The sequence below is a fragment of the Mucilaginibacter sp. Mucisp73 genome (genome assembly GCF_059491465.1).
The window spans coordinates 3,469,480-3,481,475 of record NZ_CP168507.1 but is presented as its reverse complement, the minus strand read 5'-3'; the positions used below and the strand labels follow the sequence as shown (position 1 = coordinate 3,481,475).

Annotated in this window: 8 protein-coding genes; 4 read left to right on the top strand and 4 right to left on the bottom strand. The window is 43.5% G+C overall.

Annotated elements, in window-relative coordinates; translation table 11 throughout:
* Positions 1 to 61 precede the first annotated feature (61 nt).
* Positions 62 to 1,474 carry an efflux transporter outer membrane subunit gene (locus tag ACEN82_RS14525; RefSeq protein WP_413317559.1) on the top strand — a complete coding sequence of 471 codons (1,413 nt, stop codon included), beginning with the start codon at positions 62 to 64 and terminating at the stop codon, positions 1,472 to 1,474.
* Positions 1,475 to 1,539: 65 nt separating this feature from the next.
* Here the strand turns inward: ACEN82_RS14525 and ACEN82_RS14520 are convergent, their stop codons facing one another.
* Positions 1,540 to 3,099, bottom strand: coding sequence for a hypothetical protein (locus tag ACEN82_RS14520; RefSeq protein WP_413317557.1), 1,560 nt, complete (start codon positions 3,097 to 3,099; stop codon positions 1,540 to 1,542).
* A gap of 323 nt (positions 3,100 to 3,422) precedes the next feature.
* Between ACEN82_RS14520 and ACEN82_RS14515 the strand changes: the two genes are divergently transcribed.
* Complete coding sequence (locus ACEN82_RS14515; RefSeq protein WP_413317555.1) at positions 3,423 to 5,213, top strand: beta-N-acetylhexosaminidase; 1,791 nt, start codon at positions 3,423 to 3,425, stop codon at positions 5,211 to 5,213.
* Positions 5,214 to 5,258: 45 nt separating this feature from the next.
* Here the strand turns inward: ACEN82_RS14515 and ACEN82_RS14510 are convergent, their stop codons facing one another.
* Positions 5,259 to 5,600: a hypothetical protein gene (locus ACEN82_RS14510; RefSeq protein ID WP_176624006.1), complete on the bottom strand. Its 342-nt coding sequence runs from the start codon at positions 5,598 to 5,600 to the stop codon at positions 5,259 to 5,261.
* Positions 5,601 to 5,935: 335 nt separating this feature from the next.
* Here ACEN82_RS14510 and ACEN82_RS14505 point away from each other — a divergent pair, with 335 nt between their 5' ends.
* Both ACEN82_RS14505 and ACEN82_RS14500 read left to right on the top strand, forming a co-directional pair.
* Positions 5,936 to 7,711 carry a glycoside hydrolase family 9 protein gene (locus ACEN82_RS14505; protein ID WP_413317553.1) on the top strand — a complete coding sequence of 592 codons (1,776 nt, stop codon included), beginning with the start codon at positions 5,936 to 5,938 and terminating at the stop codon, positions 7,709 to 7,711.
* A gap of 99 nt (positions 7,712 to 7,810) precedes the next feature.
* Positions 7,811 to 8,596, top strand: coding sequence for an alpha/beta fold hydrolase (locus ACEN82_RS14500; RefSeq protein WP_413317551.1), 786 nt, complete (start codon positions 7,811 to 7,813; stop codon positions 8,594 to 8,596).
* Here ACEN82_RS14500 and ACEN82_RS14495 read toward each other — a convergent pair.
* Both ACEN82_RS14495 and ACEN82_RS14490 read right to left on the bottom strand, forming a co-directional pair.
* Positions 8,593 to 9,630: an Atu2307/SP_0267 family LLM class monooxygenase gene (locus tag ACEN82_RS14495; protein WP_413317549.1), complete on the bottom strand. Its 1,038-nt coding sequence runs from the start codon at positions 9,628 to 9,630 to the stop codon at positions 8,593 to 8,595. The two genes, ACEN82_RS14500 and ACEN82_RS14495, sit on opposite strands and share 4 nt — an antisense overlap.
* Positions 9,631 to 9,633: 3 nt before the next feature.
* Positions 9,634 to 11,961, bottom strand: coding sequence for a family 20 glycosylhydrolase (locus tag ACEN82_RS14490; protein WP_413317547.1), 2,328 nt, complete (start codon positions 11,959 to 11,961; stop codon positions 9,634 to 9,636).
* Positions 11,962 to 11,996 lie beyond the last annotated feature (35 nt).

Sequence of the window (11,996 nt, the reverse complement as noted above, 5' to 3'; positions counted from 1 at the left end):
AAACATCAACTAAAACTATCACGGCCTTTAAAATCCGTGATAGTTTAAAAAAGATATAACAATGAAAAATATAATAGGCAGTTTGGCTCTTGCACTGGTGGTGCTTGCCGGCTGTAAAGTTTCAAAAGATGTTGCTACGCCAAAGGACGCGCAACCTGAAGCCTTCAGGAACGCGGTTACCACCGGCGATACCAGCAGCATTGCTGACTTGCAATGGAAAAACTTTTTTACCGATGCTGCTCTTCAAAAGCTGATTGACAGTGCCATAGTTAAAAATTACGATATGCAGGTGGCCGTAAAAAATATCGAGGCTGCACAATTGCAGTTTAAACAAGTTAAATGGAATTATGTTCCTACCCTTGGCTTAAACGTTACTGCAAGCACCAACCGCCCGTCTGATAACAGTGTTACCGGTTTAAGTATCAAACAATACAATATTGGTACTAAACATGTTGAAGATTATAATGCTAACCTGGCGCTTTCATGGGAGGCTGATATCTGGGGTAAAATCCGCAGCCAAAACCGTGAAGCTTTGGCCCAGTACCTGCAAACTAATGAAGCTAAAAGGGCTATTCAAACCAACATCGTATCAAGTGTATCACAAGGTTATTATAACTTGCTGATGCTTGACGAGCAACTGGAAATAGCTAAGAAAAACGTAAAACTGAATGACAGTACATTGCGCATCATCAAATTGCAATACGATGCCGGCCAGGTGACACTTTTAGGTGTTCAGCAGGCACAGGCCCAGTTAGAAGCCGCCGCGCAATTGGTTCCGCAGTTTGAACGCGATATCAATGTTCAGGAGAATGGCTTGAGCATATTGGCAGGCAGATTACCTGACGCCATTGAACGTAGCGCTAAACTTAATGATATTACTTTCCCCGAAACACTGTCGGCAGGTGTACCATCAGCAATGGTGAGCCGCAGGCCCGATGTACGCAGTTCGGAGTTGGCTTTAAATATAGCTAACGCGAGGGTTGGCATTGCTAAAGCCCAGCTTTACCCTTCATTAACTATAACCGGTCAGGGTGGTTTAAATTCATTTAAATCAAGCAACTGGTTTAATATTCCGGCTTCATTATTTGGTACTGTTGCCGGTGGTATTGCTCAGCCTTTGTTGCAACACAAACAATTGCGTACTCAATACGAAGTTGCCAAAGTTGATCGCGAAAAAACAGTGATCCAATTCCGTCAATCGGTATTAAATGCGGTTGGCGAAGTATCTGACGCTTTGGTAAGGCTCCAAAAGCTTAAAGAGCAACAAACTATCGCAGCTAACCGCGTTAAAACATTGCAACAAGCTACAAGCAATGCGAGCATGTTGTTTAAAAACGGTCTTGCTACCTATCTTGAGGTGATTACTGCGCAAGGTAATGTATTGCAAGGTGAGCTTGAATTAGCATCTATTAAAATGGCTCAACTTAGTGCCAACGCTGAGCTTTATCGCTCATTGGGCGGCGGCTGGAAATAAGCTTTATCTACCCCTGTGAAAACGGAAAACGGCTGATCAGAAACCCTGATCGGCCGTTTTCCGTGTCAGGGGTATGCCTTTCCCTGCGTTTTATTGTACCGGCTTTTTTTAGTTGATGTTATATATTCATTTATAATCAGCAATAAAACGGGCAGCAGCAAACCAGTCAGTAATGCAAAAAAATATACTAATAATGATTTGGAGATCATTGATTCCCGCGTGTGCCACGTTTCATTTATAATGAGCCTTGGCGCGGGGTCTTGCCCGCCTGAGCCATGTAACAGCCTGTTATACTGTTGTTGCTTACTTTCAATTATAGTGTTTATTTGGGCGATAGAATCATTCAATTGCAGCGATAAAAATGATGCTATTGATTTTGAATCTTTTGGTTGCACACTATCTTGAGGTTGCTCAACATCTTTTGGTTGATCGATATACTTAAGTTGACGGACATCTTTAATTTGATGAGCATTTCTGATTTTTTGTTCCTTTGCCGTTATGCTGTTAACAAGTGCTTCTTTTATTGAATTGAGTTCGAGCTTGAAAGCGTAAACACTTGCATAAGCATTGTCCGAATCCTGCATTACCCGCTGTTTATTGAGTTGCGCTTTATTAAAGTCCTGTATGAGTGTTTCTATATGGTAATCGCTAACTTGATAATTATCCGGTATTATAACAAAAGCGTCATCAGGTTTCAAGGCGTATGCTTTAACGGCAGTAAGTGTATTTAAGCCGGCCCTTTCTTTTTCAGTCAATGCAGTCGTCACCGTCACCAGTACCGGAACAGCTCTCGGCTTTGGCATTTGCCTGGGTTTTTTGATGTTGTTCAGTATAGTTTGCTGCTCGTGATATTTATCAGCCATTGCTTTATAGTATGCTATACTATCGTTTAATTTAAGAAGTAATGTAGTATCAATAATCGCCGGTTTAGCGGGTGAACTTGGTTTTGCATATTGGGCATTAATAATTTCTACAAGCTCATTCAAAAAATCCTGCCCTTTTTGAGCATTATCCTCCTTAAAACTTAATTCAAAACTATCTCCGCTCAGAATTTTTGTTTCCAAACTTTTACTAAAATGTTCAACTACGTCGGCATAAGGAATGAGTTTTACCGTAAGAGGTAGTTGTATTGCTTTAAAGGCAGGCCCTTTTATTATGGTATAGCGTAAAGATCCATATTTAACCGGGTGGTATAAAGGCACATCTGTGAGTACATTATTCTGATCAATCCTGCAAACGCTGCCATTAATTAAATTGATGGTGATTTCAATGGGAGAAGTATAGAAGTTGCTCTTTCCAGGTATAAGCTTAATGGGTAATGAATCCCCGTAAATCTCATTTGTTGTAAAAGTTCCCTTATGATAATAACTTACCTGGAGCCCCAATGCATTGACCGCTTTTTTTATCGTGGTTCCAGAACGCAACTCGTTAATTGCTGTCGTTAATAGTTCCCAATCGCCGGAAGCAGCCAACTCTATGCTCACTTTGTATTTAGGGGATGAAAAAAGTAAATAAACTGAAGCTGCTAAAACAACAATTACTACCGAAGCGATCACGAAATATCTGTTGCGGAATAACAGGCCAGAAATATTCCTTCCCGCTCCTTTGATGCGAGCCTGGTTCATAGGATGCAATACTTGTGCTGATGTAAATTGCTGTAATTTAGTAATTTGCAATTTATCCAGAACGCTCGTTTTGCGATTGTTCTTCGCGCTGTGGTAATTTTAGTAACGCTTTACATGTTGTTATAGCTAACTCCACAATCGTATCTCAAAAATTGTGAAGCAATTTATACAACTCCCTGAACGCATTGACAGGTGATTTCATGACCTCACGGATAAAAACCTGCCCGGTTGCAGCAGTTAAACACTTTGTTACAAACAAATTGCCGGGTTTTTCAAAGAAAATTCATATCATAGCAGCCCCAAACTATTTGAGTTGTTTTTAAATGAAATTTAAGATCGTACTTGTATTTATTTTGTTTTCCGGATACGTACGGGCGCAAAATGTCAATATAATCCCGCAGCCCAAGTCTGTTGTTAATGGTACAGGGCAGTTTACATTTAGTAATCACAGTACCGTTGGTGTGAATGATGCTTCTTTGTTGCCAATAGCCCGTTACTTCCAAAAACAGGTAAGCCAGTCGGCCGGTTTTACGCTTGCCGTTGATAATAAAGATGCAGGCAGTGTTATTCATTTGTTGTTAACCAATGGCGATCCCGCCGCGGGGGCATATTCCTTAAAAATTGTTGCCAATGAAATTACCATTTCTTCGTCAAACCGTGACGGGGTGTTTTATGGGATGATTTCCTTGCTGCAAATGATCAAAGACCAGCCCCGGGGCGAAACCATCAGCTTAGCGTCTTTAACCATTACCGATACGCCGCGCTATCAATGGCGGGGGCTAATGCTCGACGAATCCCGCCACTTCTTCGGGATGGAAAAAGTTAAGCAGATCCTTGACTGGATGGCTTACTATAAGCTGAATAAATTTCACTGGCATTTAACCGATGCCCAGGGCTGGCGTTTGGAGATAAAGAAATATCCTAAGCTAACACTGATTGGCGGAATCGGTAATTACAGTGATTCAATTGCTGATCCTCAATATTATACCCAAACCCAGATCAAAGAGATCATCGCTTATGCCGCGGAAAGGTTTATAACCGTGATCCCCGAAATTGATATGCCGGGCCATGCTACAGCGGCCAACAAAGCCTATCCGCAGTTTAGCGGCGGCAGTGTTGAAGGCTATCCTAATTTTACTTTTAATCCTGCAATCGATAGCACCTACCAGTTTCTTGGTAACATCATTAAGGAAACCAGCACGCTTTTTCCTTCTAAAATGATCCATTTGGGAGGCGATGAAGTAGCCTTGGGTGTTAAGGCCTGGTCGCTTAACCCTTCAATAGCCGGGTTTATGCAGAAAAATAATTTTGCCGATGTAGGCGAGCTGGAGCGTTATTTCTTTAATCGCGTAGCCGACACCGCCATAAATGCAGGTAATAAAGTACTGGCCTGGGATGAAGCAACCGGAACAAACCTGCCGGCTGATAAAACTATTATCTTTTGGTGGAGACAAAATTTACCGGGCCAACTGCATTTAGCCGTTCAAAAAGGGTACCAGGTAGTGCTTTGTCCGCGCCTGCCTATGTATTTTGATTTTGTGCAGGATGCTGACCATATCTCGGGCCGCAGGTGGAAAGGTGTGTATAATACCGTGGGTAGCGTTTATGGTTTCCCTGAAAGGCAGATGCAGAATAACGAAGACCTGCAGTCAAAACAGATCATTGGTGTACAAGCCAATGTCTGGACTGAAATGATCGGCTCTGAAAAGCGCCTTGATTTTATGCTGTTTCCGCGTATAGCCGGTTTGGCCGAAGCTGGATGGACAGCCCCTGAGCTTAAGGACGAAGAAGCTTTCAATAACCGTTTAAAAGCAAGTATCAAAATCTACGATGCAGCTAACATCTATTATTTTAATCCTTTTGATAAGTTTTTTCATGATGAGGCTATTGATTTTGGTCCGAAGATCAGGAAAATGGAGAGACCGGCAGATCAGAATATAGAAGATGAAGGATACCGCCCGAGGAGAAGACATGGAAAGTCTTCAAAAAGAACCTCTCATTCATCAAAACATTCTTCTTCATCAAAGCATTCTTCCTCTAAGAAGTCATCATCTTCAAAAAAGTCTTCTTCTTCAGGTAAAAGCAAAAAATCATCTCATAAAAAAAGGAAATAGCCCCCTGACAGGTTATTTCCTTTTTGAAGTTACTTCCGGATATTATTATCTGTACGAAGATAAGTGCGTAGTTTTAATACTGAGGACAAACGATTTGCCAACGCTTATCTTTACATTTTTATCTTTTAAAATCGCTTTAACAGCTTCATCGGCTTTAAGGAGTTCGTACAAATCGCGCGCCACTGCCGATCCGCTGATGTTGTTGGTGACCTTGCCGTTTTCGATATTGATATTAAAGGTATAACCGGATTTCCCCTTGCTGCCGGCCGCTTCAAAATCAGTTATATTTAACTTAAACTGCTGCTCGTCTTGCAGACTTCTTTTCAAGTGCAGGCGTATTACAGGCATGTACTTTTGCCACGTGCTTAAATAATTTCTTTCGTCCATAATAGTGTTTGTAAAAGCGAAAGCCCTCGTAAAGTATTTATACAAGGGCTTCGGTTATCGGGTTAAAGAGATTGTTACACCTCCCGGCATTAATAGTTCTCAATAAATCAGCTTAATGTAACGGCCAATTTTTATAAGTTTCAAAGTTACCTAAATAAAACGGGTAAACAGGCAGCATGTTATAGTTTGTTTTAATATCCCCATTAAATTATAAAGAGTTGTTTGGATAAATTGTAGTGGTAAATTAGGGGTATGGTTGCCGCTTTTTAGGCTAGGGTTACTAACTGTTGGTTTATAAATACTGTAAATTGCATTGATCGTTAAACTGCATTTACATGAATTCATTTGTTCGCCAAATTATCCTGTTAGCTTTTTTTTCGCTGTTTTGCTGTCTGTGCAAAGCGAATCCTGTTTTTTACATGAACCAGGTAGGGTATGATGCCCGGGGAGCAAAAACTGTTGTTGTGCGTTGCGATACTAAACTTGTGCCGGGTATACTTTTTGCATTACAAAACTCAAATGGTAACGCTGTATATATTGCTCCGTTAAATGGTCCGTTAAAGGTTGAGGAATGGGACAAGGACGGATATTTTTACCAGGCTGACTTTTCGGAATTCAAAGCGGAGGGGAAATACAGGGTTTACATTGGTACTAAAGATTTTCATTCCCAATCCGATTGGTTTCAGATTAGGGAAAACGCACTGGCAGTAACTACCATCCCATCGGTATTGAGCTACTATAACAAGCAGCGGGCTAACACACCAATGGAGCTGCAGGCCGACGCAGCTGTTCAGCTTTATGGCAGCGATAAAACAGTTGATCTGCATGGCGGCTGGTGCGATGCGTCGGGCGATGTAAGCAAATACTTTTCGCATTTGGCTTATGCTAATTTTATGTCGCCCCAGCAAATACCGTTGGTAACCTGGTCAATGATCAATACGGTGCAAATCGCGCCAGGTTTGTTAAATAAACTGGGGATTTGCGATGGCATGGTGAATGAAGCACTTTGGGGAGCCGACTACATGATGCGCGCCCTGTCAAAAGACGATTATTTTTACATGATCGTATTCAGCTATTTTAATAAAGACCCTAGAGCCAGGCGTGTTGTAGGGTTAAAAGCAAACAGCGTTACTACAGATGAGTACCAGGCTGCTTTTCGAGAAGGAGGGGGAATGGCCATTGCATCGCTTGCACGGATCTCGCAACTGAAAAAAGACGGTGACTTTAAATCAGCAGAATATCTTGCCGCTGCCAAACGGGCTTTCGCGCACTTGCTGGCAAATAATACCAGATATGATGACGACGGCAAGGAAAATATCATTGACGATTATTGTGCCCTGATGGCTGCTACCGAATTGTGGATTGCAACCGATAGTTCCCTTTATCGTGATGAAGCCCGAAAACGTGCGCTAAATTTGAACAAGCGAATGAGCCCCGCAGGGTATTTTATTGCTGATGACGGCGACAGGCCTTTCTGGCACGCAGCTGATGCCGGCTTACCCGTTATTGCTTTATGCAGGTACCTGGATAAGGAGCAAGAAGCCGATAAACGTTCCGATGCATTATCAACCATAAAAAAAGCACTGGACTATAACCTGAAGGTAACCGCTAATGTAGATAATCCGTTTGGCTATGCCCGCCAATCTTTTAAGTTTAAAGGTGCTGTAAAAGAGGGCTTTTTTATCCCGCATGAAAATGAAACCGGCTGGTGGTGGCAGGGAGAAAATGCCCGCCTGGGTTCGCTGGCTGCTGCGGCATTGGTAGGAGGGCGGTTAGTATATCCCGAAAAAGGTGGCTGGGGCATAAAAAGAGAACTGGCAGAGTATGCATCGCACCAGATAGCCTGGATACTGGGTTGTAACCCTTACCAAATGTGCTTTATGTATCAGTATGGTAAAAACAATGTGCCTTATATGAGTTCAAATTTCGGCCATGGATCGGGCAAGGGTGGGATTTCTAACGGAATTACCGGTAAAAAGGAAAATCCCGACGGCAGCGGTATCGATTTTAAAATAAAAGACAACGGCAACGAATGGCGATGGACAGAACAATGGTTACCTCATGCCGCCTGGTATTTGCAGGCCGTTACTGCTATGGCTGTGCAGCAATAATTCGGAGCTGTCATTTTTTATACCTCAAATTGTCATATTTACTACCCCGTGCCTTATCTTCATACTGATAAGTTTGTATTGAAATTAAAACCTATGGATATGTCACAAATAAATGTTTCCGGTAACTATGCCGTTGTTAACGGCCTGAAAATGTATTATGAAATTCACGGCGAGGGGTTCCCGTTGGTATTGATCCATGGCGGCGGTTCAGATATCAGCGTTACTTTTGGTCGTGTACTGCACACCTTTGCGCAAAATCACCAGGTAATAGGGGTTGATTTGCAGGCACACGGGCGTACGCCGGACAGGGGCGTACCTACCTCTTTTGAGCAGGATGCTGATGACGTAGCGGCTTTGCTCAAGCATTTGGATATAAAACAGGCCGATATTATGGGCTTTAGCAACGGAGGTAATACCGCTATGCAAATAGCCATCAGGCATCCGCAACTGGTTCATAAAATAGTGATCGCTTCTTCGTTTTATAAACGCAGTGGTTTTGATGACTGGTTTTGGGATTTTATGAAGAACGCGACCCTTGACAGTATGCCCAAACCTTTGCAGGACGCTTTCCTCGCCATAAACAATGACCAGGCCGCTTTAGAAATAATGCATAAGCGGGACCTTCATAGGATGCAGGGTTTTCAGGATTGGAGTGATGATGCTATCCGTTCTATCACCATGCCCGCGTTGGTTATAGCCGGCGATAAGGACGTGATCAGGCCTGAGCATACGCTTGAGCTATACCGCATGCTTCCCGATGCGCAGCTTTGTATTTTGCCTGCAGGGCACGGCGATTATATAGGTGAGATTGAAGATCTCCGCGAAGATGGAGATTACCCCGCTGTCGCTATTATTGAAGAATTTTTAACCAGGACAAAAGCTTAAGCTTTTGCCTTGGTTTCTTTGCGTACAACAGGGGCAACCCTGGTACCGTAAAGTTCAATTGCTTTTAAAATATCCTTGTGTTTGGTAAAACCGGTTACCAACTGGGCCACGAAACGGGTATTGCCAAAAAGCTCATATTGCTGCATGATTTTGTCAATAGCCTGTTGCGGATCGCCTACCACTAAAGGCCCAAAATCGCGCAGGTACTCAAATTGTTCCCTTGTCATGGGCGACCAGCCCCTGTCTTTGCCGACGCGGGTCATGAGGGCTTCGTAGCTTGGATAAAACTCGTCGGCTGCCTGTTGTGAGGTTCCGGCAATATAAAATTGCGAACTGATAGCTAATTGCAGCTTGCTTACATCGTGCCCGGCTTTGGCTGCTGACTCGCGATAAAGCTCAACAAAGGGTACAAAATGTTTTGGCGCGCTGCCCAAAATAGCGATGATCATAGGGAGGTTAAGTGCTCCTGCCCGTTTTGCTGAGGCAGGGGTTCCGCCAACGCCAATCCAAACCGGAATTTCCTGTTGCAGCGGACGAGGATATACACCCTGGTTCCTGATGGGTGCCCGGAAATTGCCCTGCCACGAAACAATTTCCTGCTTATTGATCTGCAAAAACATTTCGAGTTTCTCGGTAAATAATGCATCGTAATCATTCAGGTCGAAACCAAAAAGCGGGAAAGATTCAATAAAGGAGCCCCGACCGGCTATCATCTCCACGCGGCCGCCAGATACCAGATCGGCAGTGGCGAAATTTTGAAATGTACGCACAGGGTCGACCGAACTTAATACGGTAACCGAGCTTGACAGCCGGATGTTTTTGGTAATAGCTGCTGCTGCTGATATCAATATTTCAGGTGCCGAGATCACAAAATCGGGCCGATGGTGTTCGCCGAAGGCATAAACATCTAAACCCACCTCATCGGCCAGCTTTACTTCTTCCAATAACTCCTGAACCCGCTTATGGGCGTTTACGGCGTTGCCGCTTGTTCCGTCGGGGTGGATCTCACCAAAGGTGCTAATACCTAATTCCATGTATCAATAATAAAGATCGGCTGCGTTAAGCTCCTTCTTTTCAAAACTTCCGGGTGCGGTAACATATACTTTAAGTGGTGCTACACGTGGCCTGTACCTGCCGGTTGGCGGCGGCGGCGCGTTGTATATATACTTTACCTTTATTTGATGAAAACCTTTCGCCAGTGGCAGCGCATATTCGGCTTCTGTTAGTTGTACACCATCAATAAATAACTGGCTGGCGGCATAACTTGCAAGGGTAAAGTTATAAGTACCATCGGCCAATATATTCACGTAACCGTCATAAACTACACCAAAATTCGGGTTGCCTTTTTTCAAAAGCTCGGCATCCAGTTTATTGGTTGCTGATGAATCCTGTGCGGTAACGTAATTAAGCTGATCGGGCGAAGTGAACGTGTTTTTTGCCCATTTATATTTAAGCCCTGGCATATTGACTGTGTAATTTACAGCAGGCATCAGCGTTTTATTATACATTAAAGTGCGTGTGGCTATGCTGCGGCGACCCGAAGGCGTAATCACCCTTGTTCTCAATTCACGTTTTTCGTTTTGCGGAATGGAGAACGTGATAGGCCCCTCATACTGCAGATCGGTATCCAACGGGTCACGGCCGTTTAATGTATAATAAATCTTAGCGCCGGGTACCACCGATTTTAGTGTGTAAACAAAATGAGGGCCTATAACCATGGTATCAATAGTAGTTAACGCGGTTGGCACACGGTAATTGTAGTTCATGGCGTCTAATCTTGCAAAGTGTTTGGCCAGCCTTACTTCGGAAAAATTGGTATAGTCCTTGTTCTCCGGCTTGCTCCAGGCTACTTCTGAAAGGGCGAATACCCTCGGCATGATCTGGTATTGAAGTTTAGCTACGGTAGGCACATACTCTGTCCACAGGTTGCCCTGGGTGCCTATTACATATTTCTGTTCGTCGGGGGTAAGCTGCTTTGAAACAGGATCATAATTGTACGTTTCTTCTAAAGTAGCGTAACGGCCAAATGATACCGGCTCCTGCGGCGAACTGCTTTGATAATGATCAAAGTAATTACCGGTGGTTTGCGGTGTCATGATCACATTATGTTTTTGATGGGCAGCGTTAATGCCGCCTTCCTCGCCTTGCCAGCTCATTACAGTGGCGTTAGGGGCGAGGCCGCCTTCTAATATCTCATCCCAGCCTATAATGCTGCGGCCTTTAGAATTGATAAATTTTTCTATCCTTTGGATAAAATAGCTTTGCAATTCTTTTTCATCTTTCAGGCCTTTTTCCTTCATCAAAGCCTGGCAAAATGCCGATTGTTTCCATGGTTCTTTACCTGCCTCATCACCCCCTATGTGAATGTATTTACTTGGGAATAAAGCCATCACTTCGGTAAGTACATCCTGTAAAAAGGTAAAAGTTTGCTCGGTAGGGCAGTATAGATTGTTAATATCGCGCGGGGCTTTCTGGGCAGCAACAGTATCGCATTTAAACTCGGGATAGGCACGTAAGGCAGCTTCTGAATGTGCAGGCATTTCAATTTCCGGGATGACATTGATGTACCTGTCGGCTGCAAATTTTACCACATCCCTGATCTGTTCCTGCGTATAGAAGCCGCCGTAGCTAAGGGAATCGGGCCAGTCGCGGTTGCTGCCAAACATGGTTTGCTGACGGAATGCACCCACCTGCGTAAGTTTAGGATATTTTTTGATTTCGATACGCCATCCCTGGCCATCAACCAAATGCCAGTGAAAGGTATTGAGTTTGTAAGAAGCGATAAGTTCGATCACCTTTTTTACCTGCGGAATGGTGAAGAAATGACGCGATACATCCAACATCATTCCCCGGTATCCAAAGCGAGGCGAATCTTCAATTACAGCGCAAGGCAGTTTGTAAGTGGCAGCGTTTTCAACCGGGAAAAGTTGCAACAAGGTTTGGATGCCGTAAAACAGGCCAGCATCCTTACCAGCTATGATAATATTACGTGGTGTGATAGTTAGTTTATAACCTTCCACGGGCAATTTATTGGCTCCCTTTGCAGTTAAGATCAGCCCCCTGCTGTTTGCGGCTTTAAGCTTTGAATTGTATTTAGCTACTTTAATATTCAGGTGCCGGGTATCCTGCAGATAGCTTTTTAGCCATAAAACAGCTTTATCTTTCGGATTATCAGCCTTGATTGCTGTAAGCTGGCTAAATGTAAAGGTGCCGCTATTTTTGGTAATGGAACCAGGGGCAGGGATAATGCCCAAATGCGGATCATCGGTAGTGACCTGGGCCGATACTTTGTTTGTTTGCCCTAAAAAGATAAAAAAGCTTGCGAGCGTGATGAGTTTTGTTAAATAGTGTGCTTTAAAATTCATACAGGCGTGGATAATGTTGAAAGGATAAATTTAAC

Coding starts and splice junctions, on each gene's coding strand:
- ACEN82_RS14525 (WP_413317559.1), top strand. CDS start 62: ATGAAAAATATAATAGGCAGTTTGGCTCTTGCACTGGTGGTGCTTGCC.
- ACEN82_RS14520 (WP_413317557.1), bottom strand. CDS start 3,099: ATGAACCAGGCTCGCATCAAAGGAGCGGGAAGGAATATTTCTGGCCTG.
- ACEN82_RS14515 (WP_413317555.1), top strand. CDS start 3,423: ATGAAATTTAAGATCGTACTTGTATTTATTTTGTTTTCCGGATACGTA.
- ACEN82_RS14510 (WP_176624006.1), bottom strand. CDS start 5,600: ATGGACGAAAGAAATTATTTAAGCACGTGGCAAAAGTACATGCCTGTA.
- ACEN82_RS14505 (WP_413317553.1), top strand. CDS start 5,936: ATGAATTCATTTGTTCGCCAAATTATCCTGTTAGCTTTTTTTTCGCTG.
- ACEN82_RS14500 (WP_413317551.1), top strand. CDS start 7,811: ATGTCACAAATAAATGTTTCCGGTAACTATGCCGTTGTTAACGGCCTG.
- ACEN82_RS14495 (WP_413317549.1), bottom strand. CDS start 9,630: ATGGAATTAGGTATTAGCACCTTTGGTGAGATCCACCCCGACGGAACA.
- ACEN82_RS14490 (WP_413317547.1), bottom strand. CDS start 11,961: ATGAATTTTAAAGCACACTATTTAACAAAACTCATCACGCTCGCAAGC.